Origin of the sequence: Methylobacterium marchantiae, from assembly GCF_042679825.1 — a bacterium.
Lineage (GTDB): Bacteria > Pseudomonadota > Alphaproteobacteria > Rhizobiales > Beijerinckiaceae > Methylobacterium > Methylobacterium marchantiae.
The window spans coordinates 240,066-266,407 of sequence record NZ_JBHTND010000002.1 but is presented as its reverse complement, the minus strand read 5'-3'; the positions used below and the strand labels follow the sequence as shown (position 1 = coordinate 266,407).

Annotated in this window: 28 protein-coding genes; 20 read left to right on the top strand and 8 right to left on the bottom strand. The window is 67.4% G+C overall.

Annotation, left to right across the window (positions count from 1 at the left end; translation table 11 throughout):
- Nucleotides 1–32 precede the first annotated feature (32 nt).
- A complete protein-coding gene (locus ACFQ4G_RS02715; RefSeq protein ID WP_379039656.1) occupies nucleotides 33–1,316 on the bottom strand; it encodes an adenosylmethionine--8-amino-7-oxononanoate transaminase in 1,284 nt (427 codons plus the stop codon).
- A 149-nt stretch (nucleotides 1,317–1,465) separates the two neighbouring features.
- On the opposite strand from ACFQ4G_RS02715, the gene ACFQ4G_RS02710 reads away from it, so the two are divergent.
- Together ACFQ4G_RS02710 and ACFQ4G_RS02705 are read left to right on the top strand one after the other, a co-directional pair.
- Nucleotides 1,466–3,049: a hypothetical protein gene (locus ACFQ4G_RS02710; RefSeq protein ID WP_379039640.1), complete on the top strand. Its 1,584-nt coding sequence runs from the start codon at nucleotides 1,466–1,468 to the stop codon at nucleotides 3,047–3,049.
- 50 nt (nucleotides 3,050–3,099) lie between these two features.
- A complete protein-coding gene (locus tag ACFQ4G_RS02705) occupies nucleotides 3,100–4,287 on the top strand; it encodes an aminotransferase class I/II-fold pyridoxal phosphate-dependent enzyme (RefSeq protein WP_238205134.1) in 1,188 nt (395 codons plus the stop codon).
- A gap of 2 nt (nucleotides 4,288–4,289) precedes the next feature.
- Here ACFQ4G_RS02705 and ACFQ4G_RS02700 read toward each other — a convergent pair whose 3' ends face one another.
- Nucleotides 4,290–7,715 (bottom strand): acyl-[ACP]--phospholipid O-acyltransferase, encoded by a 3,426-nt coding sequence (locus tag ACFQ4G_RS02700; protein WP_238205136.1) that lies wholly within the window; start codon nucleotides 7,713–7,715, stop codon nucleotides 4,290–4,292.
- A gap of 187 nt (nucleotides 7,716–7,902) precedes the next feature.
- Here ACFQ4G_RS02700 and ACFQ4G_RS02695 point away from each other — a divergent pair, with 187 nt between their 5' ends.
- From ACFQ4G_RS02695 to ACFQ4G_RS02680, 4 genes are all read left to right on the top strand, one after another.
- Entirely contained in the window at nucleotides 7,903–8,520 is a 618-nt protein-coding gene (locus tag ACFQ4G_RS02695) for a TetR/AcrR family transcriptional regulator (protein WP_238205138.1), read from the top strand.
- 166 nt (nucleotides 8,521–8,686) lie between these two features.
- Nucleotides 8,687–8,968, top strand: a complete 282-nt coding sequence (locus ACFQ4G_RS02690) for a BrnT family toxin (RefSeq protein ID WP_238205140.1) — start codon at nucleotides 8,687–8,689, stop codon at nucleotides 8,966–8,968.
- Nucleotides 8,938–9,300, top strand: coding sequence for a helix-turn-helix domain-containing protein (locus ACFQ4G_RS02685; RefSeq protein ID WP_238205142.1), 363 nt, complete (start codon nucleotides 8,938–8,940; stop codon nucleotides 9,298–9,300). The genes ACFQ4G_RS02690 and ACFQ4G_RS02685 overlap by 31 nt, the downstream gene beginning before the upstream one ends.
- A 20-nt stretch (nucleotides 9,301–9,320) precedes the next feature.
- Nucleotides 9,321–9,887 carry a pyridoxamine 5'-phosphate oxidase family protein gene (locus ACFQ4G_RS02680; RefSeq protein ID WP_238205144.1) on the top strand — a complete coding sequence of 189 codons (567 nt, stop codon included), beginning with the start codon at nucleotides 9,321–9,323 and terminating at the stop codon, nucleotides 9,885–9,887.
- Between the two features lie 178 nt (nucleotides 9,888–10,065).
- Here the strand turns inward: ACFQ4G_RS02680 and ACFQ4G_RS02675 are convergent, their stop codons facing one another.
- Together ACFQ4G_RS02675 and ACFQ4G_RS02670 are read right to left on the bottom strand one after the other, a co-directional pair.
- Nucleotides 10,066–10,938 carry a DUF3108 domain-containing protein gene (locus ACFQ4G_RS02675; protein ID WP_238205146.1) on the bottom strand — a complete coding sequence of 291 codons (873 nt, stop codon included), beginning with the start codon at nucleotides 10,936–10,938 and terminating at the stop codon, nucleotides 10,066–10,068.
- 141 nt (nucleotides 10,939–11,079) lie between these two features.
- On the bottom strand, nucleotides 11,080–12,099 hold the full coding sequence (locus ACFQ4G_RS02670; protein WP_238205148.1) for a gamma carbonic anhydrase family protein: 1,020 nt from the start codon (nucleotides 12,097–12,099) through the stop codon (nucleotides 11,080–11,082).
- Between the two features lie 234 nt (nucleotides 12,100–12,333).
- On the opposite strand from ACFQ4G_RS02670, the gene ACFQ4G_RS02665 reads away from it, so the two are divergent.
- Together ACFQ4G_RS02665 and ACFQ4G_RS02660 are read left to right on the top strand one after the other, a co-directional pair.
- Nucleotides 12,334–12,825 (top strand): molybdenum cofactor biosynthesis protein MoaE, encoded by a 492-nt coding sequence (locus ACFQ4G_RS02665; RefSeq protein WP_238205150.1) that lies wholly within the window; start codon nucleotides 12,334–12,336, stop codon nucleotides 12,823–12,825.
- Nucleotides 12,826–12,973: 148 nt separating this feature from the next.
- Nucleotides 12,974–14,122 carry an AI-2E family transporter gene (locus tag ACFQ4G_RS02660; RefSeq protein ID WP_238205152.1) on the top strand — a complete coding sequence of 383 codons (1,149 nt, stop codon included), beginning with the start codon at nucleotides 12,974–12,976 and terminating at the stop codon, nucleotides 14,120–14,122.
- Between the two features lie 72 nt (nucleotides 14,123–14,194).
- Here the strand turns inward: ACFQ4G_RS02660 and ACFQ4G_RS02655 are convergent, their stop codons facing one another.
- Together ACFQ4G_RS02655 and ACFQ4G_RS02650 are read right to left on the bottom strand one after the other, a co-directional pair.
- Nucleotides 14,195–15,166: a site-specific tyrosine recombinase XerD gene (locus tag ACFQ4G_RS02655; protein ID WP_379039635.1), complete on the bottom strand. Its 972-nt coding sequence runs from the start codon at nucleotides 15,164–15,166 to the stop codon at nucleotides 14,195–14,197.
- Nucleotides 15,163–15,315 carry a histidine kinase gene (locus ACFQ4G_RS02650; protein ID WP_238205154.1) on the bottom strand — a complete coding sequence of 51 codons (153 nt, stop codon included), beginning with the start codon at nucleotides 15,313–15,315 and terminating at the stop codon, nucleotides 15,163–15,165. The genes ACFQ4G_RS02655 and ACFQ4G_RS02650 overlap by 4 nt, the downstream gene beginning before the upstream one ends.
- A gap of 317 nt (nucleotides 15,316–15,632) precedes the next feature.
- Here ACFQ4G_RS02650 and ACFQ4G_RS02645 point away from each other — a divergent pair, with 317 nt between their 5' ends.
- Together ACFQ4G_RS02645 and aroB are read left to right on the top strand one after the other, a co-directional pair.
- Nucleotides 15,633–16,250 carry a shikimate kinase gene (locus ACFQ4G_RS02645; protein WP_238205156.1) on the top strand — a complete coding sequence of 206 codons (618 nt, stop codon included), beginning with the start codon at nucleotides 15,633–15,635 and terminating at the stop codon, nucleotides 16,248–16,250.
- Nucleotides 16,247–17,368: a 3-dehydroquinate synthase gene (gene aroB / locus ACFQ4G_RS02640; RefSeq protein ID WP_238205158.1), complete on the top strand. Its 1,122-nt coding sequence runs from the start codon at nucleotides 16,247–16,249 to the stop codon at nucleotides 17,366–17,368. Before ACFQ4G_RS02645 ends, aroB begins: the two co-directional genes overlap by 4 nt.
- 27 nt (nucleotides 17,369–17,395) lie before the next feature.
- Here the strand turns inward: aroB and ACFQ4G_RS02635 are convergent, their stop codons facing one another.
- On the bottom strand, nucleotides 17,396–18,169 hold the full coding sequence (locus tag ACFQ4G_RS02635) for a cation transporter (RefSeq protein WP_238205159.1): 774 nt from the start codon (nucleotides 18,167–18,169) through the stop codon (nucleotides 17,396–17,398).
- Nucleotides 18,170–18,237: 68 nt separating this feature from the next.
- Here ACFQ4G_RS02635 and ACFQ4G_RS02630 point away from each other — a divergent pair, with 68 nt between their 5' ends.
- Nucleotides 18,238–18,693, top strand: a complete 456-nt coding sequence (locus ACFQ4G_RS02630; protein ID WP_238205161.1) for a MerR family transcriptional regulator — start codon at nucleotides 18,238–18,240, stop codon at nucleotides 18,691–18,693.
- A 76-nt stretch (nucleotides 18,694–18,769) separates the two neighbouring features.
- A complete protein-coding gene (locus tag ACFQ4G_RS02625; protein WP_238205163.1) occupies nucleotides 18,770–19,165 on the top strand; it encodes a hypothetical protein in 396 nt (131 codons plus the stop codon).
- A 276-nt stretch (nucleotides 19,166–19,441) separates the two neighbouring features.
- Here ACFQ4G_RS02625 and ACFQ4G_RS02620 read toward each other — a convergent pair whose 3' ends face one another.
- Nucleotides 19,442–19,663 carry a hypothetical protein gene (locus ACFQ4G_RS02620; protein ID WP_238205165.1) on the bottom strand — a complete coding sequence of 74 codons (222 nt, stop codon included), beginning with the start codon at nucleotides 19,661–19,663 and terminating at the stop codon, nucleotides 19,442–19,444.
- A gap of 395 nt (nucleotides 19,664–20,058) precedes the next feature.
- Between ACFQ4G_RS02620 and ACFQ4G_RS02615 the strand changes: the two genes are divergently transcribed.
- The 8 genes from ACFQ4G_RS02615 (at nucleotide 20,059) to ACFQ4G_RS02580 (ending at nucleotide 26,246) form a co-directional block, all read left to right on the top strand.
- Entirely contained in the window at nucleotides 20,059–20,238 is a 180-nt protein-coding gene (locus ACFQ4G_RS02615) for a hypothetical protein (protein ID WP_238205167.1), read from the top strand.
- A gap of 69 nt (nucleotides 20,239–20,307) precedes the next feature.
- Complete coding sequence (locus ACFQ4G_RS02610) at nucleotides 20,308–20,439, top strand: hypothetical protein (protein ID WP_379039631.1); 132 nt, start codon at nucleotides 20,308–20,310, stop codon at nucleotides 20,437–20,439.
- 540 nt (nucleotides 20,440–20,979) lie between these two features.
- Nucleotides 20,980–22,050: a sulfate ABC transporter substrate-binding protein gene (locus tag ACFQ4G_RS02605; RefSeq protein WP_238205206.1), complete on the top strand. Its 1,071-nt coding sequence runs from the start codon at nucleotides 20,980–20,982 to the stop codon at nucleotides 22,048–22,050.
- Nucleotides 22,051–22,219: 169 nt separating this feature from the next.
- Nucleotides 22,220–23,077: a sulfate ABC transporter permease subunit CysT gene (gene cysT / locus ACFQ4G_RS02600; RefSeq protein ID WP_238205169.1), complete on the top strand. Its 858-nt coding sequence runs from the start codon at nucleotides 22,220–22,222 to the stop codon at nucleotides 23,075–23,077.
- Nucleotides 23,070–23,957, top strand: a complete 888-nt coding sequence (gene cysW, locus ACFQ4G_RS02595) for a sulfate ABC transporter permease subunit CysW (RefSeq protein WP_238205172.1) — start codon at nucleotides 23,070–23,072, stop codon at nucleotides 23,955–23,957. The genes cysT and cysW overlap by 8 nt, the downstream gene beginning before the upstream one ends.
- A 4-nt stretch (nucleotides 23,958–23,961) precedes the next feature.
- Entirely contained in the window at nucleotides 23,962–25,008 is a 1,047-nt protein-coding gene (locus ACFQ4G_RS02590) for a sulfate/molybdate ABC transporter ATP-binding protein (protein ID WP_238205174.1), read from the top strand.
- Nucleotides 25,009–25,108: 100 nt separating this feature from the next.
- Nucleotides 25,109–25,666, top strand: coding sequence for a DUF4337 domain-containing protein (locus ACFQ4G_RS02585; protein WP_238205176.1), 558 nt, complete (start codon nucleotides 25,109–25,111; stop codon nucleotides 25,664–25,666).
- 73 nt (nucleotides 25,667–25,739) lie between these two features.
- Nucleotides 25,740–26,246 carry a phosphate-starvation-inducible PsiE family protein gene (locus tag ACFQ4G_RS02580; protein WP_238205178.1) on the top strand — a complete coding sequence of 169 codons (507 nt, stop codon included), beginning with the start codon at nucleotides 25,740–25,742 and terminating at the stop codon, nucleotides 26,244–26,246.
- Nucleotides 26,247–26,342: the final 96 nt, after the last annotated feature.

Genomic DNA, 26,342 nt, shown 5'->3' with positions numbered 1-26,342 from the left:
GTTCAGGTTGCAGCGGCCGAGCGGCCAGATTTTCACGCTCCGAGACTTGGGTCCAACGTTTGGCGAACGGCAACGGTGACGGCTGCGCACAGACGGTCGAGATCGTCCGGTGCGATGGTCAGGGCCGGCGTCAGGTAGACGATGTCGCCGAAGGGGCGAACCCAGACGCCGCTCTCGATCAAGCGCGCCTTGAGCGCCGCGAGATCTGGCGTACGGTCGAATTGCACCACGCCGATGGCTCCCAGGACACGGATATCCGCGACACCGGCGAGGCCGCGCAGGCCTGCGAGCCCGTCCCGCAGGCCGTTCTCGATCGTCCGCGCCTGTTCCAGACGAGGCTCGGTCTCGAACAGGTCGAGGCTGGCATTGGCGGCGGCGCAGGCGAGGGGATTGGCCATGAAGGTCGGCCCGTGCATCAGCGCCGCCGACGGATCATCCGACAGGAACGTTTCGAAGACGCAACGCCGCGCCATCGTCGCGGCCAGCGCCATGGTGCCGCCGGTGAGTGCCTTGGACAGGCACAGGATGTCGGGCACGATCCCGGCCTGCTCGCAGGCGAACAGAGTGCCGGTGCGGCCGAACCCGGTGAAGATCTCGTCGGCGATGAGGGGCAGACCGTGCCGGCGCGCGGCCTCCGCCACCCGTGCCAGAGTCGCTGGCGCGTGCATCACCATGCCGCCCGCGCCCTGGACCAGCGGTTCGACGATCATTGCGGCGAGTGTGTCGCCGTGTTCGGACAAAGCGCGTTCGAGGGCCTCAGTCGTGGCGTCGTCCGTAGGCAGGTCGCAGAACAACTGAGCCGGCAAATAGGCGCCGAAACGCCGATGCATGCCCTCCTCCGGGTCACAGATCGACATCGCCCCCATCGTATCGCCGTGATAGCCGCCGCGGAAGGCGAGGAAGCGACTGCGTCCGGCGATCCCGCGGTTGAGCCACATCTGCGCGGCCATCTTCAGGGCCACCTCCACCGCCACCGATCCGGAATCGGTGAAGAAGACATGATCGAGGTCTCCCGGCGCCAGGGCGGCGAGGCGCGATGCCAGGCGCTCGGCGGGCGCATGGGTCAGCCCGCCGAACATCACATGCGGCATGGTATCGAGCTGAGCCGCCACGGCCGCGCGGATATGCGGATGGTTGTAGCCATGGACCGCCGTCCACCACGAGGCGATGCCGTCGATGAGCTCGCGCCCGTCGGCCAGAACGATGCGCGAACCCGAGGTGCGCACCGCTTCGAGCGGTGGCGCCGCCGACTTCATCTGGGTGTAGGGCCGCCAAAGGGTGTTCGTTTCGCGCGCGGACGTGGAATGGGGGATCATGGAATGGGGGATGGGGATGGAGCGCGGGGCGGTCAAGGGACCGAGGCTCTAACCCGATCTTAAAGCCGCCGGCCGCATCCTCTGCGGCCTCAACCCTCCAGGCGATCGAGATGCCTTCCGCGGGGGATGTCCGGTTCCGGGAACGTCCAGTGGTTGCCGAGCGCGTGTCGCCTGCCGAGAGATCCAGCATCGACGCGGCCGGGCTTTGGAGCGCGTCTCCGCTGGCTCTCGCGGTCTTCGCGCTCCTGTTCGCCGTCGCCCTGCTGCCGGTGCTGGCGATGCCGATCCCGGCGATGGTCGACTACCCCAACCATCTCGCCCGCATGCATATCCTGGTTCGGGACGGGACGCCGGCCTCCCACCCGTTCTACCGGGTGACCTGGGCGTTCTACCCGAACCTCGCCATGGATCTCGTCGTGCCGCGTATCGCGCGGCTCACCGGAGTCGAGTCCGCGACCCGCCTGTTCCTGCTGGCGAGCCAGATCCTCACGGTGACCGGTGCCTGCGCCATTGAGTTCGCGGTGAAGCGCCGCTTCCAGGTGAGCGGCTTTCTCGCCCTGATGGTGCTCTACAGCGTGCCCTTCGCCTGGGGCTTCGTGAATTTCCAGTTCGCCCTCGGCCTCGCGCTCTGGGGCGTCGCCGCCTGGATCACCCTTCAGGACCGTGGCTGGGCACTCCGGCTCGCAAGTCACACGCTGTTCGTCGCCCTGCTGTTCGGCTCCCACCTGTTCGCACTCGGCCTCTACGGCTTCACCCTCGGCATGCACGAGATGTGGCGTGCACGGTCCCGGCATCCGCCTCTGCGGGAAACGGTCCTGCGCTTTCTCGCCCTGGCCCTGCCGGCACTCCTCGCCTTCGGGGTCATGAGGGCCAGCGGAGGCTCCGTCGGCCAGGAGGGCACCGCCTGGAACGGCCAGGCGAAGCTGATCATGGCCTTCGCGACGCTGAATGGCTACGACCTGTGGCTCTCTGCCGCCGGGACGATCATCCTCGTCGGCCTCACCGCCCTGCTCGCTCTGCGTGGCGCGTTCCGTCCGGTTCAGTCCGGATATTGGCTGGCGGCCGGTCTCGCCTGTCTCTTCGTCGTTCTGCCGTCACGCCTGTTCGACACCGCCTTCGTCGATCTGCGCGTGACGGTTGCCGCCCTCCTCATCGTTCCGGGCTTCATCGTGGTGTCGCCGCCGAGCCGGGCGTGGGGTCGGATCGCCGGGGCGGCCATCCTCGGCCTGACCGTGGCGAATGTGAGCTGCGCGCTCGCCATCGCGGCGATCTATCGGGGCGAGTACGCAGCCCTCCTCACGTCCTTCGAACAGTTGAAGCCGGGCTCGCGCGTACTCGTCGGCCATAGCGGCAGCGGCAAGGACCCGCCCCTCGACGATCTGGCCGATTACCCGATCTACAACGCGGCGACGCTGGCCGTCGCTTACGCGGATGCGTTCGTGCCGACGCTGTTCACCTCCATCGGCAAACAGCCGGTCACGGTGATCGATGCCTATCGCCCTCTCGCCGTCCCCTATGGCGGCCCGACGCCGACGGCGATCCTGCGGGAGGTGGCCGAGGGCCGGCCCAGCGACGAGGCGCCGGGCTATACCCGCGCCTGGACGAAGGATTTCGACTACCTCTACGTGGTCGGCCCCTCGGCACCGAACCCGATGCCGGGTCTGCTCGTGCCGCTGGCCGCTTCCTCGCGTTTCGCGCTCTATCGTATCGAGAAGCCCGGTCCCAGCGAGTGATCGCGGCGCTCGCTTGACATCGCGGAGGGACGAGCCTCCTTCCCAGCTCCATGTCCAGCCCCGACAATCCTTCCGGTCGCGCCGGCGCCAGCAGCCTGGAAACCTTCGCGCGCGATCATCTCGTCCGCCTCGGCGAGACGTCCCTGCGCCGGCACCTCATCCCCACCGTCCGCGGTCCGCATTCGGTTGCGGCGCGACACGGGCGCAGCCTCGTCTCCTTTTCCTGCAACGACTATCTCGGCCTGTCGCAGGATCCGCGCGTCATCGCGGCGGTTCAGGCCGCGACCGCCCTTTACGGGACGGGGGCCGGTGCCTCCCGTCTCGTCACCGGCAGCCACCCGCCCCTCGCCGCCCTGGAAGAGCGCCTCGCCGCCCATAAGGGGACGGAAGCGGCCCTGGTCTTCGGCAGCGGCTATCTCGCCAATCTCGGCATCGTCTCCGGGCTCGCGGGCCCGCGCGATCTGATCCTCGTGGACGCGCTCGGCCATTCCTGCCTCTGGGCGGGCGCACGGCTCTCCGGCGCGAAGGTGGTGCGGTTCGCCCATAACGACCTCGGCGATCTCGAAGGGCAGCTGGCCAAGTATCGCTCCCGCCACCAACATGCGCTGATCCTCACCGAGCGCGTCTTCAGCATGGATGGCGACCGGGGACCCATCGCCGACATTCTGTGTCTCGCGGAGGCACACGACGCCTGGACCCTGGTGGACGACGCCCACGGCCTCGGCGTCATCGGGAAGGACGCGCGGGCGCCCCTCGAAATGGGCACCCTGTCGAAGGCGCTCGGCTCCTATGGCGGCTATCTCTGCGCGTCCCGCGCCGTGGTCGACTTGATGACGAGCCGCGCGCGCAGCTTCGTCTACACCACCGGCCTGCCGCCGGCCTCTGCCGCCGCCGCGCTCGCCGCCCTGGAGATCATGGAAGCCGAGCCCGACTTCGCCGCCCGACCCCTGGCGCTCGCCCGCCGCTTCACCGCCCGGCTCGGTCTGCCCGAGGCGCAGAGCCCGATCGTCCCCATCCTCATCGGCGAGGCGGAAGCGGCGCTCGCTCTGTCGGCGGCCCTGGAGGAGCGCGGCTACCTCGTCGTCGCCATCCGCCCGCCCACGGTCCCGGCCGGAACGGCACGATTGCGGGTGGCCTTCTCGGCGGCACATACCGAGGCGCAGGTGGACGCGCTGGCCGAGGCGGTCAGGGCGCTGGGGTTCGAAACCCTCCCCCCTCAGCGGGAGAGGGTTCGTTAGCTCTATGCCGCTGCGGTCGCCTCGCCGCCCGCACGCTCGCGCGCCAGCTTGACCACACCGACCTGATCGACCTTGCCGGTCCCAAGCATCGGCAGCTTGTCCAGGACGACCACTTCGGCCGGGATGGCGATCTCGGTGGCGCCCTTGCCCTTGGCAAAGGTCTGGTAGGCCGGGCGGGTGGCGTCCTTGCGCTCGGTGAACAGGATCAGCCGCTCGCCCTTGCGCGCGTCGGGCACCGCGGCCACCGCGCTCGGCGTGTCCGGCCAGAGTTCGGCGGCGATCGCCTCGATCCCGGCCAGGGACACCATCTCGCCGGCGATCTTGGCGAAACGCTTGGCGCGGCCCTTGATCGTGACGAAACCCTCCGCGTCGATGGCGACGATGTCGCCGGTATCGTGCCAGCCCTCCGGCGGCGGCTCCAGCACGCCCGGCTTCTCGGCCCTGAGATAACCCAGCATCACGTTCGGACCCTTCACCGACAGGCGGCCGCCTTCCTCGATGCCGGGCACCGGCTCGAGCCGCGATTCGATCCCCGGCAGGAGCCGGCCGACCGTGCCGAAGCGATTGAACATCGGGGTGTTGAGCGCGACCACCGGCCCGCATTCGGTGACGCCGTAGCCTTCGAGGATGCGCAGGCCGAACTTCTCGCCCCAGGTCTTGCGGGTCGCCTGCTTCACCGCCTCGGCCCCGGCCACGACGTAGCGGAGCGAGCGCAGGTCGTAGGAATGAGCGGTCTTGGCGTAGCCGGAGAGGAAGGTGTCGGTGCCGAACAGGACGGTGGCGTTCGAGCCGTAGATGAGTTCGGGCACGATCCGGTAATGCAGCGGCGAAGGGTAGAGGTAGACCGGCACACCTGAGACCAGGGGCAGGATGAGCCCCGCCGTCAGGCCGAAGGCGTGGAACACCGGCAGGACGTTGAAGACCTTGTCGCTCGGCCCGAAATCGATGCGGGCGGCGACCTGTGCGGTGTTGGCGAGCATGCAGCGATGGGCGAGCACCACGCCCTTGGGCGTGCCCTCGGAGCCGGAGGTGAACAGGATCGCCGCCGGATCGTCGCCGCGCCGCGCCACGAGCGGTTTGCGGGAGGCGAGCAGCCCCTTGAGCTTGTCCATGGCGCTGACGCTCGCGCGGATGTCCTCCAGATAGACCAGCTTCACCTTGCCCTGGATCGCCTCGACCAGGCCGCCGAGGCGGCCCTTCTCGATGAAGGCGCGGGAGGTGAGGATGGTGTCGACCTGCGCCGCCGTGCAAGCCGACAGGACGTTGGCGGGGCCGGCCGAGAAGTTGATCATCGCCGGCACGCGTCCGGCACTCGCCAGGGCGAAGAAGGTCACCGCCGCGCCGTTGGCATTGGGCAGCATCAGCCCGATGGCCTTGCCCTCGCCGGCGAGCGGCATCAGCTTCCGGCCCAGGATGTTGGCACCCATCACGAGGCGCGAATAGCTGAGCGTCCCCGTGACCGGATCCTCCACCGCCGTGCGGCGCCAGCCGTGGTCGTTCCCGGCCTGGATCAGGGCGCTCATCACGCTGCGGTCGATGAACGCGGTGTCGAAGACGAGATCGGACATGATGTCGTAGAGTGCCGCTCCAGCCGCGCGCCGCCGGTTCTTGCCCTTCAGCGCGGGATCGACGGTAAGCGCCACCGGCGACATCACCGTGACGACGACCTTCGGCCACCAGCGGCGCAGGACCTGATTGCGGGAGAGCCGCGAGAAGGCGGTCTTCTCCAGGCCCTCGATCTTCACCGGCACGACCTTGGCGCCGGACTTGTCGGCGATGAGGCCGGCCCCGTCATAGACCTTCATCAGGCTGCCCGTGACGGTGAGGCGCCCCTCCGGGAAGATGATCAGGGTCTCGCCGTTCTTCACCGCGTTGATGAGCGTGCGGGTGGCCAGCGGCCGGGTCGGGTCCAGCGGCATCGCCTTGGTGACCCTGAGGAACGGCTTCACCCACCAGCGCTGCGCGATGCCGTGATCGATGGCGAAGACCGGTTCCTTCTCCAGCAGCGAGAGGGCGAGCGGCGCATCGAGGAACGAGACGTGGTTGAGGGCGATGATCGCGTTGGGGCCGGCCTTCTCCACGTTCTCCAGCCCGCGCACTTCGAGCCGGTAGAAGGCGCGGAACAGGATCGAGAGGAAGTCGCGGAAGGCATTCGTCGGCATCACCTTCAGCACGATCACGCCGGCGGCGAGGTTGGCCACGCCGATGAGGGTGAGGAGCGAGGCCATGGACCAGCCCGCCCCCTGCAGGGCGGCGAGGCCCAGCGCCCCGGTGACCATGAAGGCGGCCGTGAGCACATTGACCGCGCCGATGACGCGGGCGCGCTTGTCCTTGTCGGTCCAGGCCTGCACGGCGGCGAAGGAGGGCACGATGTAGAGGCCGCCGGCAATGGCGAGGCCGGCGAAGGCCGCGGCCACCCGCAGGCCCGTCCCGGTGGAGAGGAAGGCGCCAGCGCCCATCACCTCGCCGGAGACGGGCGGCAGGTGCGAGACGGTCCAGGCGAGGTCGAGGCCGAACAGGCCCATGAACAGGGCGCCGATCGGCGTGGGCAGCAGGACGATGCGTCCACTGGCGAGCCAGGAGGCCAGGGCCGAACCGACCGCGATACCCACCGAGAAGATCGCGAGCAGCAGGGTGACCACGGTCTCCGAGCCGTTAAGGCTCTCGCGCACCAGCACCGGCAGGAGGGCGAGCACCACCGCACCCACCAGCCAGAACCAGCTGACGATGAGCGAGCCGCGCCACAGGCGGGTATCGGCGTAGAGGTCGCGCAGCAGCGCCACGGTGGAACGGGCGACGTTGGGATCGATCCTGAGCGTCGGCGCCGCCTCACCGGTGGAGGGAATCTGTCTCGCCGAGAGCCAGCACAGGACCGCGAACAGCATGATCAGGGCACTGAAGGCGAGGGCATCGCCGCCTAGCGCACTGGCGAAGCCCGCCACGATGGTACCGAGCAGGATCGCCAGGAAGGTCGCCGCCTCGACCAGGGCATTGCCCGCAGTGAGCTCGTTGCGCTTCAGGTGGTCGGGCAGGATGCCGTACTTGATCGGTCCGAACAGAGCCGCGACCGTACCGAACAGGCCGAGCGCCACGAACAGCACCGGCACGGAATGCAGGAAGAAGCCGATCGCGGCGGCGGCGGCAGCGAAGATCTCCGCGAATTTCAGACGCTTGGCGATGAGCGCCTTGTCGTAGCGGTCGGCGAGCTCGCCGCCGAGTCCCGACAGGATGAAGAACGGGCCGATGAAGACGGCACCGGCCAGCGTCACCAGGATGCCCGAATGAGCGGCCTCGCCACCGGCGCCGGAGACCTTGAACAGGATCAGGAAGACCAGGGCGTTTTTGAGGAAATTGTCGTTGAACGCCGAGAAGAACTGGCACCAGAACAGGGGCGCGAACCGGCGCGTGGTCATCAATGTACGGAACATCGGGGTCTCCTCGGGGCGGACCATGACTGCCCACCCGGTAACGAACCGTCAAATTCGGCGGCCTGCCGTTTTTGAACGTCGTGCAAATTTAGCGCGAGACCGGGCACGCCACAACGTTGATTTTGCACGTCGTTCAATCTATGCGTCGGTGACGTGCCGGACGGCACGCGAACGAGGGGGGACGGGATTGGCGAAGGCGACCAAGCCGGCAAGGCGCGGCACTGGACCGAGGGGCGAACACAACCGCGAGGAATTCGCCGCCCTGGTGACCAAGGCGGCCGAAGGACTGGTGCGCATGGAGGGCCTCCGCGGCCTCGGGATGCGTCGGCTCGCTTCGGTGATCGGCTACGCCCCGAACTCGATCTACAACGGCGTCGGCGATCTCGATGCGGTAGTGATGCGCGTCAACGCCCGCACCCTGGAACGTCTGCACGCGGCGCTCACCGGCGCGATCCGTCCCGACGCCGCCCCACGCGACAACGCCTTGGCGGTGGCCGATGCCTATCTCGCCTTCGTCGCTTCGGATCCCCAGGTCTGGAGTCTCGTCTTCGAACATTCCGTGGCGCCGGATTCGGCCTTTCCCGACTGGTACGCCGCCGCTCTTGCGCGGGCGACGGACCTGGTCGACGGGGTACTGGAACCCCTGATCCCCGATGCGGGCGAGAGACGGCAGGCGGTGGCGACCCTCTGGGCCGGCCTCCACGGACTCGCCTCTCTCTCCACCTCGAACAAGCTCGCCGTGCTGACCCCCGAGCCGCCGCGCGACCTGGCGCGGCTATTGGTCGGGCGGTTCCTGCGGCCCTAGAAAGCGCGCGTTGTAGCGAGGAACCCGGTGATTCCTTTACTGAGGTGATTCCTTTACTGAAAGGACGCTGTCAGCGTATATATTCCTCTCGTGAAATTTCCACGGAGACCCTTTCTCTTCGGCTGCAGAGGCGGAAAAGGAGTTCTCTGAGAGACGCGAAGCCCGGATGAATTTCGATTGGGATCCGAGCAAGCAGATCAAGGTTCTGACGGAACGCGGCATCGACTTCGCGGACGCCGTGGCGATCTTTGCGGGTCCGGTACTCGTGAAGTCGGACACGCGGCAGGATTACGGAGAGATTCGTATGATCGCCATCGGACAGGTGAACGAGGTTTTCGTCACGGTTGTCTACACTGACCGTGACGACACGCGATGGATCATCACGGCTTGGCCTGCGAACCGCAAGGAGCGCGCGGAATGGCAAAGATTACACTCGAAGAAGCCTTGAAACGTCCCATCACAGTCGATCGCGACAAACTGGACGCGACCACCGAAGAGGATATCCGCCGCTACATGATAGAGGACGGGGTCGACCCGGACGATCCGTCCTACCTCGATGGCGCAGCCATCGTGCGGCCTCCTCAGATGATTCGCGAGCACTTCGGCATGACGCAGGCGACCTTCGCCGAAGTGATCGGCGCACCTCTGGCGACCCTCAAGAACTGGGAACAGGGTCGCACCATGATCCCACCCTACGTCCGCACTCTACTCAACATCCTGGATCGCGAGCCCGAGGCGGCCCTGCGCGCGATCATGGCGGGACGGCCCGAGGCGGCGTAGCGCAGCGAGAAGGATCATCCATGGCCAAGCAGTTCCCGGCCCTCGACGAGCGCCATCTCGATTTCATCGCCCGGCAGCACATCGTCTTCACCGCATCGGCGGCGGAAGGTACGCGGATCAACCTGTCGCCGCGCGGCACCGACACGTTCCGGGTCATCGACCCGAACACCGTCGTCTATCTCGACCGTACCGGAAGCGGCAACGAGACCGCCGCGCATCTGCGAGCGGACGGACGACTGACGGTGATGTTCTGCGCATTCGAGGGGGCGCCGACGATCCTGCGGCTCTACGGGCGCGCCGAAGTGCTCGCGCGCGGCGGCGAGGCCTATTCCCGCCTCCTCTCGGACGCGTTCGACGGGTGTGAACCGCCCGGCGCGCGCCAGATGGTGCGCCTCCATATCGACCTCGTGCAGACTTCCTGCGGCTTCGGCGTGCCGTTCTTCGACTACCGTGAGGAACGTCCGACCCTCGACCGCTGGGCCATGTCGAAGACCGGGGCCGAACTCGACGCCTACCGGCGTGCCAAGAACGCCCGCAGCATGGATGGGCTGCCCACGGGGCTGTTCGCCGACGAGGATGTATCCTGACATCGCGCGGCTTCGGGCAGGCGGCGCGGCGTGGATCCCGGGTTCCGCTGCGCGGCCCCGGGAAAGGCGGCGCGGGTGGGAAGGACGTGCCGTCCTCGCGAACCTTCCCCGGCCGCCTGGAGCGCCAGCGGAAGGTGAGCCGGGGTTCGGCGCAAGAAGCCGCGAAGCGTCCGTCGCCCTACCGGGCGTTGGGCAGGTGGACTTTCACGGAGGCCCGGCCCGAGGGCTCCGTCTTCGGTCCCCATTGCGTGGCCTCGATCCCGGCCGTGCCCCAGCCCGTGGCCATCGCGATGGTCAGCGGCAGCAGCACCGCGCCGCCGGGGACGGGCGCGAACCGCACGCGGATGTCGTCGTTCTCGGCCATCCGGCGAACGCTCGTCCCTTGGGCGCGGTGGCCGGAGATCGGCACCCAGCGCACACGGCAATCGAGCGCCGGCCCGCGATAGGGCCCCTCTTCCACCGTCGCGAGCTTGCCGCGGGAGAGGACGAGGTCGGCCCGGGCGACCCCGTTGAAGACCGGGACGCGCCGCTCACACAGAGCGGGGTCGAGAGAGGCGGCGCCGAGCGGGATCGCCAGCATGGTCAGGGGATCGACGATGCCGACCTTGTCCTGCGGCGCCACCGGAATGCGGTCGGGCGCCGGGGTAGGAGGCGGCTCCACGCTTTCCCCGTGCGCTCGACCGCCCGACAAGCTCATCGAGACCTGGACCGGTTTGCCGCCATATCGGCTTTCGGTCCGGAACGTGCCGGTGAGCGCCCCGGTCCGCGACCGTTCTCCAGACGCCGAGGCCGTCCCCGATCCATCGAAGAAGACACCGGCGAGGCCGCGCAGGCCCGCCTTCAGATCATAGCCGTAGCGACCACCCGACTGGTCGACGGAGAGGGTCGCCTCGCCCACGGGAAGGTTGAGGAAGGTGAGGCGATAGGTGGCGGAAAAGCGCTGCGGCGCGGGATCGGCCGAAACCGGTCCCGTCACGGAGAGCATCAGAAGCACCGCGCCCGTGGAAGCCGCGAATCGTGTGCTGCGAGCGTTACCGGAAGCGGCGGTCATGCACTGCCCTCTTGCTTGCAACCTCTCGTGTCTGAAGAATGCCGAGAGCTTTGGCGGTGCGAAGCTGCACCCTCCGCGCAAAGATCGAAATCACAAGACGGAGGGCCTCAAGGCTTCGCGCGCCCAACCCCTAACCCCCGTTCAGAATCCTTCTGCCTCGATCTGCCGATACACCCGCCCGTGCTCGCAATAACCGGCGACGATCCGGGTCATCATCGTGCGCTTCTCGGCGTCTAGGGGACCGAGGATGCGGGCGGGGCGACCGCCCCAGAGATGGCCGGTTTCGAGGAGCTGGCCCGGATCGGTGGTGGAGCCGCCGGCGAGGAGCACGTCGTCGGCCACCACGGTGCCGGGGGCCAGTACGCAGCCGATGCCGATGAGGCTGCGGGCGCCGATGCGGCAATCGGCCAGGCGCACATTGTGCGCGATGGTGGTGTCGCGGCCGATGACGACGCCTTCCCCCCGCGCGCGGATGACGGTGTTGTCCTGGATGTTGGTGTCGGCTCCGATGAGGATGGGACCGATCTCGGCATGCAGGTCGCAGGAGAATAGCACGGTCGCTCCAGCCCCCAGGGCGATGCGACCGCGCAGGCGCGCCGTGCTGGCCACATAGACGCTCGAATCGGTATCGACCTCGTCACCCGCGCCGGGCGACAGGGTGTCCCCCGTGGCCTCGCGCACACGCTCCGCCCGTTCCGAGATCTCCGCCAGGGTGACCGGACGCTGGGGCTTGGCCGGACTGCCGGCATAGGCGAAGCCCGTGGCGAGATGTGAGCGCGGGAAGACGGTGGCGCCCGCTTCGATCACCACACCATCCCCCACCGTGGCACCGTCGAGGACGATCACGTCGTCCTCGATCACCACATCGGACCCCACCGTGCAGGCATGGACCACGGCGTTGCGGCCCACCGTCACCCGGTCACCGACGAGGGTGGGATGCGAATCGGTGGCGATATGGACCGTGGACCGGTGGCCGAGCCAGAAGCGCTCGCCGATGGTCACGCTCTCGCCGTCAGCGCGGATCACGCTGTCGTCGCCGAGCCAGGCCTGAGCACCGATCGTCGCGGCGCCGATGACCGTGCTGGCACGCCCGCACCAGACCGGACGGGCCGAGAAGACCGGCAGGATGCCGTCATGGGGCAGAATCAGCTCAGGCGTCACGCGAGGGTGTCCTTCGAGGCCGGTGGCGTGGACCGGATGTTGGAATGCCGGGGGTCCCGGGGCATGGAGCCCATGCCGATCGAGTGGTAAGGCCGGGTGCCGGGATGGCGATTGCCGCGACGATGCCGAACAGCGTGGAATCACCGCGCGGACTTTGCAATCTCGCGCTTCCCTTAAGGGCGATCAAACCTGGTCGCGAGAGCTTTCGCGCCCATGGGTCAAGGAAATCGACGGATGTCGGCAGGTGAAATCGCGGCAGGGGCGCAGGTCGCGTCCGGGATCAGTATCCAGAGCGCGCCCTTCGACGTGGCCGCGGAGATCGCGCGGCTGACGCAGGAACTGCAGGGCCGAGCCGGTGCGATCGTCACCTTCACCGGCCTGTGCCGTGACGAAGGCGGCCGACTGACCGGGCTCGAACTCGAACATTATCCCGGCATGGCCGAGGCCGAGATCGGCCGGGTCGTGGAATCGGCGCTGGGGCGCTGGCCGCTCCAGGCCGTGCGGGTGATCCACCGGCACGGCCTCGTCGCGCCGGGCGACGGCATCGTCCTCGTCGTGACCGCTTCCAGTCACCGGGTAGCCGCCTTCGAGGCGGCGAGCTTCCTGATGGATTACCTCAAGACGAAGGCCCCGTTCTGGAAGCGGGAGCACCTGGCCGACGGCACGGTCGGGGGATGGGTCGAGGCCACGGGGACCGACGACGAGGCCGCCGCACGCTGGGCGTGACGACGGCCGGTCGGGGATCGCCACCGGACAATCCGCAGACAGCAAATCCACAGTCAAGAACGGTCGTCCTGCCGACCGGCCCTTGTCTATGACGGGATCCGCGCGCCCGGTTGCGCCGCGCTCGGCAGGCCGCGCAAAAGGACATGACATGCGACAGAGCACGACGATCGAGGGCGAGCCGGGCCCGCGGCCGGCGAACTGGTCGCCGGCCGTCTCGGGGATCGCGGTGGTGGCGTTCATCGCCGTGCTGATCCTGGCCTGGACCGCGGCCTCGACCCTGCTCCTGATCTTCGCCGGCATCCTGCTCGGGGTCTTCCTCGACGGGCTCACGCGCCTCCTCGGTCAGGTGAGCGGGCTCGGCCGCGGACTGCGGCTCACCATCGTCAGCCTGGTCCTCGGCGGCCTGAGCCTCGGATTCCTCGCCTTCGGCGGGGCCACTGTGGTGCAGCAGGGCCGCGAGCTCGGCCAGACCATCGCCACACAGGCAGGGTCGGTCCGCGACCGCCTGAAGCAATACGGGATCGATCTGCCGGCTTTCTCGGGGACGAGCGAAACGTCGGGCGGTCAGGAGGGCGGCACCGACAAGGAGACGAAGGCCGGGGGCCTCAGCGGTCTTGCCTCGAGTGCGATCAAGAGCCCCAGCTCCCTTCTCTCCGATGCAGGCAGCATGCTCGGGCCGGCGGCGGCCGTCATCACCGGCCTGTTCAGCGCACTCGGCAACGTCCTGGTGATCGTCTTCCTCGGTCTCGCCTGTGCGGCCGACCCTGCCAGCTATCGCCAGGGCGCCGTGCGGTTCGTGCCGCCGCATTATCGTCCCCGCGCCACCGCCCTCCTCGACGGGATGGGCGAGACCTTGCGGCATTGGCTGTTCGGCCAGCTCATCACCATGGCGGTGATCTTCCTCTGCATCTGGGCGGGCCTGAGCTTCCTCGGCATCGGCGGCGCCCTGATCCTCGGCCTGCAGGCCGGTCTCCTCGCCTTCATCCCCACCATCGGGCCGCTGATCGCCGGCGTCGTCATCGTGCTGGCGGGCCTCGCCTCCGGCACCAATGCGGCGCTCGGCGCCTTCGGCGTCTATCTCGTGGTCCAGTGCCTGGAGAGCTACGGGCTGACACCGTTCATCCAGAAGCGGGCGCTGGACATCCCGCCGGCCACGATCTTCGCCGGCCAGCTCGTGCTCGGCGTCCTGTTCGGACTGTGGGGCATCGCCCTCGCGCTGCCCCTGATGGCGGTGATCAAGGTCGTCTTGGCGCAGGTCTATATTGAGGATACGCTCGACGAGGAGGCGGAGGTGTGAGCATGGCGCGCACGACGCCGGGAAGCCGTCTCAGGTGATCGGCTCGCAGGAAAGCTGTTGGAACGCGGAGGCCTAAGGCGTCGTCTCCGTTTCGGCCGGGTCGTCCATGAGAGGATGAAGGTCACGGACCATGCTCTTCAGGCGCTCGTCGAGGATGTGCGTGTAGATCTGCGTCGTCGAGATGTCGGCATGCCCCAGAAGCTCCTGCACGATCCTGAGATCGGCGCCGTTCTGCAGGAGATGGCTGGCAAAGGCGTGGCGCAGCACGTGCGGGCTCACCCGGTCCTCGCGGATTCCCGCCGCTGAGGCCGCCGCCTTGAGGTCGCGGGCGAAGGCCTGCCGGGTCAGGTGGCCGCTCTCGCTGTCGGCCGGGAAGAGAAACGAACCGTCATCCGTGAGATGGGCCAGATGTTCGCGCATGGCGGCTCGGGCCAGATCCGTGAGCGGCACCAGCCGCTCGCGCCCGCCCTTGCCCTTCACCACGAGGTAGCGCTGCTTCGTGGTGGCGGCGGAACGCGGTAGCGCGACGAGTTCCGAGACGCGCAGGCCCGTGGCGTAGAGCGTCTCGAGCAGGCACAGCATCCGCAGGGCGCGCCGCTTTTCGCCGGGCTCGTCCACCCCTGCCGCCACGGCCCGCTCGCGGGCGATGCGAAGGAGGCCGTCGACCTCGGCCACGGACAGCACCTTGGGCAGAGTCCGCCCCCGGCGCGGGCCGCCCACCGGCGCGCTCGGATCGGTCTCGGCGAACCCTTCCGCGTAGAGGAACTTGTGGAAGCCCCGGATGCAGGACAGTCGACGTGCGGCGGAGGAGGCTTTCAGCCCCTGCGTCTCGAGATCCGCCAGATAGGAGCGGACCTCCCCGGCATCGGTGTCGAGCGGATCGCGCCCGGAGGCGGACAGGGCCGCGAGGTAATGATCGAGGTCGCGCCGGTAGGCGGCGAGCGTGTTGGCCGCCGCCCCGCGCTCGGCGGCGAGCATGTCGAGATAGGCCACGATGAGGTCCGGATCGTCGGACCCCGCATCTTCGCCGCCCGTGCCGGTCACCGGCCCGGCGGCTGCAGCTTGGCGGAGGGGATGGTGACGCTCATCTCCCGGGGCGTGGGCTGGACGAAGGTCGCGAGCGCGAACATGCCTGCGAAGACCAGCCCCCCGAGGATGGCGAGCGTGGCGAGGAAGCGAAACAGGGTCGGCACTCGTACGGACCTCGGTCGATAAGGAACTCAAATCGAAGGGACTGGGCGGATAGGACGGTATCGTCGGGCAGGCTCGGCAGGCGAGAGAGTTGCACAGCCGAGCCAAGGGTTTGCATCATGCCGGGCGCGCGATGGCAAGGACTTCGGAGCCACAGGTTGCGTCGCAAGCGCCTCGCATCCGAGGAAGGGCGATCGGCCTCAGTGGTTCATGGCGTATCCGCGTCGGGTCAAGAATCGTGCGGCGCCCTACGGCCTCGCTTCGCCCGGACGGTGAAACGCGCTAGGATCGGATCAAAGGGCTTATCAAGATTCCAGCAATGACCGAGACCGAGCCAGCGGAAGGCGACATCGCAGGCGATCCCATCGAAGTCCGGCTCCGCCGCGCCCTCGGCGCGCGCTCGATCGTGCTCGTCGGTCTCATGGGCGCGGGCAAGAGCACGGTGGGGCGACGTCTGGCCACGCGACTCGGACTGATGTTCAAGGATGCCGACAACGAGATCGAGGCGGCGGCCAAGCTCACCATCCCCGACATCTTCGCCATCTACGGCGAGCCGAGTTTTCGCGAGGGCGAGGAGCGCGTCATCGCCCGGCTCATCCGTGAGGGACCGCTGGTCCTCGCCACCGGCGGCGGTGCCTTCATGCGGGAGGCGACGCGGGCGCGGATCGCGCAGGGCGGCGTCTCGGTCTGGCTGAAGGCGGAACTCGACGTGCTGATGCGCCGCGTGCGCAAGCGCGGCAACCGCCCCCTTCTCCAGACCGATGATCCGGAAGAAACGATGCGGCAGTTGATGGAGATCCGGCATCCCGTCTATGGCAGCGCCGATGTGATGATCCCCTCGCGCGACGTCTCGCACGACCGCGTGGTGGAGGACGTGATGGAGGCCCTCGATGCCTATCTTAACGGACCCTCGAACCGAGGCGTCGCCGCGCAGTGAGTGACGGACAGACGGTCCACGTCCCCCTCGACCAGGGCCGGGACTACGATATCCATATCGGCCGCGGCCTCCTCGACGGGGCCGGCGCGCGCGTCGCCGAGTTGGGGGGCCGTGCCGCGGCCATCGTCACCGACGAGACCGTGTCGGCGCTCTATGGGGAGCGCCTGCGCGCTAGCCTCGAAGCGGCAGGCCTGCGCTCCGGCCTCGTCGTCGTGGCACCGGGCGAGGCCTCGAAGAGTTACGCGACCTATGCGCAGGTCTGCGACGGCCTTCTCGCCCACAGGATCGAGCGCAACGACCTCGTCGTGGCTCTGGGCGGCGGCGTCGTCGGCGATCTCGCCGGTTTCGCGGCGGCGACGCTGCGGCGCGGCGTGCGTTTCGTCCAGGCGCCGACGACCCTGCTGTCCCAGGTCGATTCCTCGGTGGGCGGCAAGACGGGCATCAACTCGCCGCTGGGTAAGAACCTCATCGGCGCCTTCCATCAGCCTCGCCTGGTCCTGGCCGATACCAGCACTCTGGACACCCTGTCCGAGCGCGAGATGCGCGCCGGCTATGCCGAAGTGGCGAAATACGGGCTCATCGCCGATTCCGGCTTCTTCGACTGGTGCGAGGCCAACTGGGCCGGCATCTACGCCGGCGGCCCGGAGCGCGACGAGGCGGTGGCGATCTGCTGCCGGGCCAAGGCCGGCGTGGTGGTGCGCGACGAGCGCGAGGACGGCGAGCGCGCCCTGCTCAACCTCGGCCATACGTTCGGTCATGCCCTCGAGCGCCTCACCGGCTACGAATCCGCCCGCCTCGTCCACGGCGAGGGGGTGGCGATCGGGTTGGCTCTGGCCTTCCGCTTCTCGGCCCGTCTCGGCCTCTGCCCCGGCCAGGATGCCGGCCGCGTCGCCAACCATCTGGCGCTGGCGGGCCTGCCCACCCGGCTCCAGGCCGTCCCCGGCGGATGCGGCGATGCCGACGCCATCCTCGAAGCCATGGCCCAGGACAAGAAGGTCCGCGACGGAGCGCTCACCTTCATCCTCGCCCGCGGGATCGGCCGGAGCTTCATCGCACCGGGCATCGACCGGGCCGAGGTCAGGGCCTTCCTCGAAGACGAGTTGCGGCCGGATCGATAGCGGGATCCTCCCGACAGCCGGGTGACCTCACTCCGCCGCCACCGTCCGCACGGTCCGATCTCCCTCGCGGTACTCGCCCCAGGCCTGTTTCAGGATCTGGACCGAGGAGGTGAGGAAGATGCCGGCCATCAGGGCGGCGACGGCCAGATCCGGCCAGGCCGATCGGGTACCCCAGACCGCCAGCGCCGCGCCCATCACCACGATGTTGCCGATGGCGTCGTTGCGCGAGCACAGCCAGACGGAGCGGACATTGGCGTCGCCGTCCTTGTAGCGCATCAGCAACAGCACCGAGGCGACGTTGGCGCCGAGCGCCATCAGACCGACGCCTCCCATCAGTTCCGCGCTCGGTACCCCGAGGACGAGGGTCTGGTACACGGTCGAGCCGAAGACCCAGAGCGCCATCAGGCTGAGACTCACCCCCTTGGCCAGCGCCGCCATGGAACGGGTGCGCAGGCTCGCCCCTATGACGGCCAGGCTCAGGCCGTAGGTGACCGTATCGGCGAGGAAGTCGAGGGCGTCGGCCTTCAGCGCCTGCGATCCAGCCGCCTGTCCCGCTGCCATCTCGGTGACGAACATCGCGCCGTTGAGGGCGATGACGAACCAAAGCACCCGCTTGTAGCGCGGATCCACGCCGTCGAAGACCGGAACCCCACCGCCGCAGCCACAGGATTCCTCATGTGCCGCGGCCTTCGGAACCAGGACCGCCGTAGCATGGCAGTGCCCGTCGCCCGCTGAAAGGGCGTGCCCATGGGTGTGGCTTCCGCCGTGATTCTCGCTCGTGCCGCAGCAGGATTTCGCCATGGCTCTCTCCTCGTTTCGTCGCTAGAAGAGAGCCTACAAGCTCTAGCGACTAGAGGATCAAGCGGAAAATGGCGTTCTCGATCGGAACTCTGTCGCGCCGCGCCGGGGTGAAGGTACCGACGATCCGCTATTACGAGCAGGTCGGCCTGATGCCCTCGCCGCCGCGAACCGACGGGCAGCAGCGGCGCTACGGCGAGGCGGAGGTGGCGCGCCTCAACTTCATCCGCCATGCGCGCGAACTCGGCTTCGAGGTCGACGCGATCCGCGAACTCCTCGCCATGAGCGCGCAGCCGGAGGAATCCTGCGCCGAGGTCGATCGCCTCGCCCGCCGCCATCTCGCCGAAGTCGAGCAGCGTATCGCCCGGCTCGTCTCCCTGCGCACGGAATTGCAGCGCATGGTAGCGGAGTGCGGCCACGGACGGGTGGGGGAATGCCGGGTCATCCAGGTCCTCGCCGATCACGGCGAATGCGACCACGACCATGACCGCGCAAGGTCCGGATCCTCGGGCTTCGTCGAGGCGTAAACTTCGCCGCGGCGGCGGAGCCGAAGCCACGCCCCATGGGTTGTCCGTTCACAGACAGATCCTTCGAGGACACCCCATGAACCAGATGCCCCGAACCATCGCCGCCCTGCTGGCCGCCGGATTGGCCGCCACCCTCGTGGCCGGTCCGGTCCTCGCCTCACCCTGTTCGGACGAAATCGCGCGGCTCGATGCCAAGGTGAAGGACGAGGCGACCGGCTCCATCTCAGCATCGACCTCGGGCAAAGCGGCTGCCGGCGCGCGCGAAGGCCAGGGGGAATCCGCTCAGAGCGGCAATGCCTCGACCCCGGCCGCTCCTCCGGAGAAATCCGCCGAGGCCGGAAAGGGCGCCGAGGCCGCGATGCAGGCCAAGGTCGCCCTGGACGAGGCGCGCACCGCCGACGGCAAGGGCGATGCCAAAGCCTGCGACGCGGCCGTGGGACGCGCAAAGAGCCACCTCGCCACGGCTCCCTGAGGAGGAACGGGCATCCAGCGGCTACCGATGTGAATGCTTGAACCATGTCCCGTGGTGCACCGGCCGGAGAGCCCGGCGCGGTGCCTACGGCGGCGATGGTCGATTGAGGAAAAGAGAAAATTCTTCTTCGGCATGTGTCAGCCGAACCCCGTCGCGGACCTTATCCTCATCGACGACCGGGCATGCGCGGCGCGTCACCTTTCCTCCGAGCCGGGCGGCCTCGGAGATCTTCTCCAGACCCTCGGCTTCCGGCTTCGTTCCGTGCCGAATCCGGCCTTATGCCGCTGCGCTCAATGCGTGTTTGTTGCCCTTGATGCCGGCGCACAGATCGTCGATTTCCGCAAGATCAAGACTTTCACCCGAGTGATTTGCAATCGCATCGATCAGGTGATCCTGCCTCGGATCGAAGGGATGACCCTGAAGACGATAAAATTGATAGTAACGCAAGGCCGCCAATACGGTGTCACGTTCTCGCACTGTGATGGTGATGGTCTGCATTCTTTGAAGATCTCCCCTTTGTGCAACGAGTTCTGTCTGAGGACTTGAATCCGACTCAGCGAGCTTGAGCGTTGTAACCCCGCTTCGGCGGCGGCGTCCACAGCCGGAAACCTCTCGGTAACCCTCTTCGGGAATCGACCGACGGTGCCGCTCGGCGCAACTCCTTGTAGCCGCGCCATTTCCTTGGAGAGCTCTACGCGGCAGATTTTTTTGTCCTGGAAACTGCCAAAGGTCATTGACAGAAGAGATCGATGCTGTGGCCAAGCTCGGGCCCGATGACGGAGGCGATTTTCAGGGGAGATCGATAAAATTGTTCTTAACCAAGCTGTGTCAGCCTCCTCGTCAGGGCCGACACCGTCACGCGTGACGGGGCCGGGATGAGCGGAGTCCCTCTCATGACCAAGATGCAGCCGGATAACGGTCGGACACGGCCGGCGAGCCCTGTATCCCTCAGTGCGAACGTGCGTCGCCATCTCGGGATGAACCTGCGCAACCTCTATGCGGGCTCGTTGGTGGAACCGGTCAGCGAGCGAATCGAATCCCTGCTGACGAAGCTCGGACGCACCAAGACCTGAACCTCTCGTCGCATGACGAGCGAGACGACACACGGCGTTCAGATTCACGATGGTATGGATGCCGTCCACGTGCCGGCGACCGTCCGGCTCGATCTTTCCAACCCGCGAAACCCCACCGCCATGACCGTGCTCGTTCTCGTCGTCGCCGGAAACATCCTGCTGGCCACCCTGTTCTCCCTGGTGGCGCTCGCCTCGGACTGACCCTCGTCCTGCGGAGAGAGCTCCCGCCATCACGGCTGTCGGCGCTGATATCCCGCACGGCCGAATTCTCCCGACCGCAACTTTCCCAACGCATGGCAGACATCGCGGTTTGAACCGCCGGTCGCGGCATCCCGCGACCGGTCTTTCGTCGCGCGGCCCGTCGATCGACCCGAAGCCCCGGCTTTGTCCGGGACCCTCTGCGATTCACGTCATCGACCGGCGGTTCGCATACCAAGAGCCGCCCCATCGCCCTTGACGATGCAGATTCATGACGGAACGTTCTTTCTAAAGAACTCGTCTCGGCAGATTATTTCTTCTCTCGATGATACGGAGATGAGAACAGCGTTCTGCCTCACGTCATTCGTTCTTCCACACCTCGATTTCGGAAGGAGAAATCCCTATCTGGCGCATTACGAGCCGGTTTCGGTCGCGCTTGACATTGTTCTTTAAAACGAACGAAACGTAGCTTTATCGACGCTGTCGGGATGGGTTTGTCCCGGTGGCTGCGACGGAGCCGGAGACAAACCTGTGAGCGCGACGATGTCCTTCACACCCAATGCCCGCCGCCCTTCCCGCAGGAAGCTGGCTCTCGCCCTGTGCGCCGGCACGGTCTGCCTGGTATCGGCAGGGTTCGGATCGGCTCTTCTGATTTCCGGCGCGGCCCTGGCGCAGACCGAGCTCCTCAACGTGTCCTACGATCCGACGCGCGAGCTCTACAAGGACATCAACGCGGCGTTCGTCGAGGAGTGGAAGGCGAAGACCGGCGAGACCGTCATCGTCCGCGCCGCTCACGGCGGCTCCGGCTCGCAGGCCCGCACGGTCATCGACGGCATCCCCGCGGACGTGGTGACCCTGGGCATCCCGTCCGACATCGACGCGATCAGCCGTCTCTCGAAGAAGATCCCGGCCGATTGGCGCACCAAGCTGCCGAATGAAGGGCTGCCCTACACCTCGACCGTGGTCTTCCTCGTCCGCAAAGGCAACCCGAAGGGCGTGAAGGATTGGGGCGATCTGGTGAAGCCCGACGTGAAGGTGATCACCCCCAATCCGAAGACCTCGGCCGGCGGGCGCTGGAACTTCCTCGCGGCCTGGGGCTACGCCTACGAAAAGGAAGGCAAGAGCGCCGACAAGGCCAACGCCTTCGTGGGCCAGCTCTACAAGCAGGTGCCGGTGCTCGACACGGGTGCCCGCGGCTCCACCGTAACCTTCGCCCAGCGCGGCCTCGGCGACGTGCTGCCGACCTGGGAGAACGAGGCCTATCTCGTCTTCGACGAGTTCGGCCGCGACAAGTTCGATGTGGTCGTGCCGCCGACCTCGATCTATGCCGAGCCTCCGGTCGCCCTCGTCGACGCCAATGTCGACAAGAAGGGCACGCGCAAGCAGGCCGAGGCCTACCTCCAGTTCCTCTACTCGGACAAGGCGCAGGCGATCTTCGCCAAGCACCATTACCGTCCGATCAAGCGAGAGGCTGCCAAGGCCGAGGATCTGGCGCAGCTGCCGGAGCTGAAACTCTTCAAGATCGAGGATCTCCAGGGCAACTGGGACGATATCCAGAAGAAGAATTTCGACAATGGCGGCCTGTTCGACCAGCTGAGCAAGCCGGCGCCCTAAGCAGGTTTCGCAGAAGTGGTCACCGGTTCTGCGACAGAAACCTGCGACACACCAAGGACCTAAGCAGCGTGAAGCGTTGGCGTGCCATTGCGAACCTGCTTAGCGCGCTCCGCAGGCGCCCTTCCCCGCAAAGGGGGAGGGTCACCGAAGACGAATGCAGGACCATCCCATGGCAGAGCCGCCTCTGCGTCCGAGACGACGCTTTCGTCAGCCCAGCGTGATCCCCGGCTTTGGGCTCACCTTCGGCTATACCCTGACCTGCCTCGGCGTGATCGTGCTGCTGCCGCTCGCTGCCCTCGTGGCGCGGGCCTCCGGGCTCGGCCTGTCGGGGATCTGGGACGTCGCCACCGATCCGCGTGTGGCCAGCGCCCTGCGCGTGAGTTTCGGCGTGTCGCTGCTGGCGGCGTTGACCGCGTCGGTCTTCGGCTTCCTCGTCGCCTGGGTGCTGACCCGCTACCGCTTTCCCGGCCAGAAGATCGTGGATGCGGTGGTCGACCTGCCCTTCGCGCTGCCTACCGCCGTGGCCGGCATTGCGCTGGCCTCGCTCTACGCACCCAACGGCCTCGTGGGCGAGCAGCTCGCCAAGATCGGGATCGAGGCGGCCTACACCCCGGTCGGCATCTACATCGCCATGGTCTTCATCGGCCTGCCTTTCGCCGTGCGCACGGTGCAGCCTCTCATCGTGGAGATCGACAAGGAGATCGAGGAGGCTTCGGCCACTCTCGGGGCGGGGCGTTGGCACACCCTCGTCCGGGTGGTGCTGCCGCCGCTGATCCCGGCCGTGCTCACGGGCTTCGCCCTCGCCTTCGCCCGCGGCGTCGGCGAATACGGCTCGATCATCTTCATCGCCGGCAACCTGCCCTACGTTTCCGAGATCGCGCCGCTCCTCATCGTCATCAAGCTCTCGGAATTCGATTACGGCGGCGCCTGCGCCATCGCGACGATCATGCTCGGCATCTCGTTCGTGACGCTGCTGGCCATCAATCTGATCCAGGCCTGGAGCCGCAGGAGGTTCGGTTATGTCTAGCGCCGTCGCCATACGGCCTCCCGCACGGCCCGACCGCGCCGAGAGCGTGGTCACCGAAGGCCGGGCCGTCCGCTGGGGACTCACCGGCATCGCGATCCTGTTTCTCGCGCTGTTCCTCGTGCTGCCCCTGGTGACGGTGTTCATCCAGGCCTTCGCCAAGGGCTGGTCGGCCTATTTCGCCGCCTTCCAGGAAGCCGACGCCCGTTCGGCGATCCGGCTGACCCTGCTCGTCGCCGCCATCGCCGTGCCGTTCAACCTCGTCTTCGGGGTCTCGGCCGCCTGGGCCATCGCCAAGTTCGAGTTCCGCGGGAAGAACCTCCTCGTCACTCTCATCGACCTGCCGTTCTCGGTCTCACCGGTCGTCTCCGGACTGATCTACGTGCTGGTCTTCGGCTCGCAGGGACTGATCGGCCCGTGGCTGATCGAGAACGACATCCAGGTCATCTTCGCGGTGCCCGGCATCGTACTGGCCACGATCTTCGTCACCTTTCCCTTCATCGCCCGCCAGCTGATCCCGCTGATGCAGGAACAAGGTACCGCAGAGGAGGAGGCCGCCCTGACGCTGGGCGCCTCCGGCTGGCATGCCTTCCGGACGGTGACGCTGCCCAACATCCGCTGGGGACTGCTCTACAGCGTGCTCCTCTGCAACGCCCGCGCCATGGGCGAATTCGGCGCGGTCTCGGTGGTCTCGGGCCACATCCGCGGCCTGACCAATACGCTGCCGCTCCACGTGGAGATCCTCTACAATGAGTACAACTTCGTTGCCTCTTTCGCCGTCGCCTCCCTCCTTGCCGGTCTCGCTCTTGTCACCCTCGTCATCAAATCCCTTCTCGAATGGCGCTACAGCGCCGACATCGCGGCGGGCGCACGGCGTCACTGATCCGGTGGGAACCTCCACGGCGATCCGGGTCGAGAACCTGTCGAAGACCTTCGATACCGCGGCCGTCCTGCACGACCTCTCCCTTGATGTCCGGGCGGGCGAACTGCTGGCGCTGCTCGGCCCCTCGGGCTCGGGCAAGACCACGCTGTTGCGCATCATCGCCGGGCTCGATTTCCCCGATCGCGGCCGCATCATCTTCGGCAGCGACGACGCGACTCAGCTGCCAGTGCAGGAGCGCGCCGTCGGCTTCGTGTTCCAGCACTACGCCCTGTTCAAGCATATGAGCGTCGCCGAGAACATCGCCTACGGCCTCAATGCCCGGAAACGCTCCGAGCGACCGGCCAAGGCCGAAATCAAGCGCCGGGTGGGCGACCTTCTCGACCTGATCAAGCTGTCGGGCTTCGCCGACCGCTACCCGTCGCAGCTCTCCGGCGGCCAGCGCCAGCGCATCGCACTCGCCCGGGCCCTCGCCGTCGAGCCCCGGGTTCTCCTGCTGGATGAGCCCTTCGGCGCCCTCGACGCCCAGGTCCGCAAGGACCTGCGCCGCTGGCTGCGCGAGATCCACGACCGCACCGGCCAGACCACGATCTTCGTGACCCACGACCAGGACGAGGCGCTGGAGCTCTCCGACCGCGTCGCCGTCCTCTCCAAGGGCCGTCTCGAGCAGATCGGCACCCCCGACGAGGTTCAGGAGAACCCGGTCTCGTCGACGGTGCTGAAATTCCTCGGCGACACGATCGAGGTGGAGGCGATCGTCCAGGGTGGCGAGGTGCGGGTCAACGGCCGGCTGACCCCGGTCAAGGCGCCGAACGGGCTCGTCGGTCCGGTCAAGCTCTATGCGAGGCCGTGGCAGCTCCAGTTCGCCGAACCCGATCAGGCTCATCTCGAAGGATCGGTCCGCTCGTCCTATCGCAGCCAGGGCCGCCAGCGGATCGAGGTGGATCGCCCCGAGGGCAAGACCGTGGTGGTCGAGGCCTCCGACAGCGGCCGCGTCGCCGCTGGCCGCCATGTCGGCCTGAAGATCATCGGCGGCTACGTCTTCAAGGATTGAGGCGTCGGCGACCTGATGCCCACGCGGCGGAGGAAACGGTTGCGATTCCTCCGCAGATCGGGTGTGACTCCCGCCGTCGAAACGCGAGGGAGCATCCGGCATGTCGGGTCATGGGGCCGTCGAAGGCTCGAACAAGAAAGTCGCGCTGCTGATCTCGGTGCTGGCGCTGTTCCTGGCAATGGCAGAGACCTTGGCCAAGGGAGCGCAGACCGAGGCGCTCAGCGCCAATGTCGAATCCTCCAACCAATGGGCCTATTATCAGGCCCGCACCATCCGCGGCACGATCCTCAAGACCGCCGACGAGACCCTTGCGCTGATCCCGCCCGAGACCGCCAACGCACCGGCCATCGCCGCCAAGCGGGCCGAATGGGCCAAGACCATGGCGCGCTGGGAATCGGACCCGGCGACCGGCGACGGGCGCAAGGAGTTACAGGAGAAGGCGCGTGCCTCGCAGGAGCACCGCGACCTCGCGCTGCATCGCTACCATCACTATGAGTTCGGCTCGGCCGCCTTCCAGATCGGCATCGTGCTCGCCTCGGCACAGGTCATCACCGGCATCGCCGCACTGACGCTGGCGGGTGGGTTCCTGGGACTTGCCGGCCTCGTGATGCTGGGCTTCGGCCTCTACGCGCCGCACGTTCTGCCGTTCTTCCACTGAACCGCAAATCTCGGGTTCCGAGCCTGGACTCCCATCCCTCCCGCCACAGTTGAGGTAAGAGGGAGGGCATGTCATGGCGCGAGACAGCGAGCAGGAAGGCCGGCTGACCCGGATCTCGGCCTTCGTCTTCCTGCATACCGAGCACGCGATCTATGCGGCGCTCGGCATGCTCCTGGCCGCCACGGCGGTCCTCGCCCTCATCGACGCGACCGGTCTGCTCTTCGCCGCGATTCGGGAGTTCGGCGGCTCGGGAGAGCTCCTCAAGATCGTCGACAGCCTGCTGTTCCTGCTGATGCTGGTGGAGATCCTGCATACCGTGCGGGTCTCGATGCGCTCGGGCAAGCTCACCTGCGAGCCCTTCCTCATCGTCGGGCTGATCGCCTCGATCCGGCGGGTCCTCGTCATCACCCTGCAATCCTCCGAGGTGATGCACGGAGCGCTGACGCCCGAACGGGAGGCGCTGTTCCGTGCCTCGATGATCGAACTCGGCGTGCTCTCGGTGCTCATCCTCACCATGGTGATCTCGATCTTCCTCCTGCACCGCGCCCGCGACGACCAGCAGGTGGCCGGCCAGGAGTGATCGCGTTCTCATTCTCGCGGCCTTGGCTTTTAAGACCTAGCTTCTGACACTTGGCTCCTGACACTTGGCTTCGCACTTGCGAAGACGAGGCCCGAT

Bases quoted from the DNA above. Each gene is read 5' to 3' on its own strand.
- ACFQ4G_RS02625 (WP_238205163.1), top strand. From the start codon at position 18,770: ATGAACCAGATGCCCCGAACCATCGCCGCCCTGCTGGCCGCCGGATTG.
- ACFQ4G_RS02615 (WP_238205167.1), top strand. From the start codon at position 20,059: ATGACCAAGATGCAGCCGGATAACGGTCGGACACGGCCGGCGAGCCCT.
- ACFQ4G_RS02665 (WP_238205150.1), top strand. From the start codon at position 12,334: ATGTCGGCAGGTGAAATCGCGGCAGGGGCGCAGGTCGCGTCCGGGATC.
- ACFQ4G_RS02630 (WP_238205161.1), top strand. From the start codon at position 18,238: ATGGCGTTCTCGATCGGAACTCTGTCGCGCCGCGCCGGGGTGAAGGTA.
- ACFQ4G_RS02700 (WP_238205136.1), bottom strand. From the start codon at position 7,715: ATGTTCCGTACATTGATGACCACGCGCCGGTTCGCGCCCCTGTTCTGG.
- ACFQ4G_RS02585 (WP_238205176.1), top strand. From the start codon at position 25,109: ATGTCGGGTCATGGGGCCGTCGAAGGCTCGAACAAGAAAGTCGCGCTG.
- ACFQ4G_RS02645 (WP_238205156.1), top strand. From the start codon at position 15,633: ATGACCGAGACCGAGCCAGCGGAAGGCGACATCGCAGGCGATCCCATC.
- ACFQ4G_RS02580 (WP_238205178.1), top strand. From the start codon at position 25,740: ATGGCGCGAGACAGCGAGCAGGAAGGCCGGCTGACCCGGATCTCGGCC.
- ACFQ4G_RS02675 (WP_238205146.1), bottom strand. From the start codon at position 10,938: ATGACCGCCGCTTCCGGTAACGCTCGCAGCACACGATTCGCGGCTTCC.
- ACFQ4G_RS02660 (WP_238205152.1), top strand. From the start codon at position 12,974: ATGCGACAGAGCACGACGATCGAGGGCGAGCCGGGCCCGCGGCCGGCG.
- ACFQ4G_RS02605 (WP_238205206.1), top strand. From the start codon at position 20,980: ATGTCCTTCACACCCAATGCCCGCCGCCCTTCCCGCAGGAAGCTGGCT.
- ACFQ4G_RS02690 (WP_238205140.1), top strand. From the start codon at position 8,687: ATGAATTTCGATTGGGATCCGAGCAAGCAGATCAAGGTTCTGACGGAA.
- ACFQ4G_RS02680 (WP_238205144.1), top strand. From the start codon at position 9,321: ATGGCCAAGCAGTTCCCGGCCCTCGACGAGCGCCATCTCGATTTCATC.
- cysW (WP_238205172.1), top strand. From the start codon at position 23,070: ATGTCTAGCGCCGTCGCCATACGGCCTCCCGCACGGCCCGACCGCGCC.
- ACFQ4G_RS02635 (WP_238205159.1), bottom strand. From the start codon at position 18,169: ATGGCGAAATCCTGCTGCGGCACGAGCGAGAATCACGGCGGAAGCCAC.
- ACFQ4G_RS02620 (WP_238205165.1), bottom strand. From the start codon at position 19,663: ATGCAGACCATCACCATCACAGTGCGAGAACGTGACACCGTATTGGCG.
- cysT (WP_238205169.1), top strand. From the start codon at position 22,220: ATGGCAGAGCCGCCTCTGCGTCCGAGACGACGCTTTCGTCAGCCCAGC.
- ACFQ4G_RS02685 (WP_238205142.1), top strand. From the start codon at position 8,938: ATGGCAAAGATTACACTCGAAGAAGCCTTGAAACGTCCCATCACAGTC.
- ACFQ4G_RS02705 (WP_238205134.1), top strand. From the start codon at position 3,100: ATGTCCAGCCCCGACAATCCTTCCGGTCGCGCCGGCGCCAGCAGCCTG.
- ACFQ4G_RS02715 (WP_379039656.1), bottom strand. From the start codon at position 1,316: ATGATCCCCCATTCCACGTCCGCGCGCGAAACGAACACCCTTTGGCGG.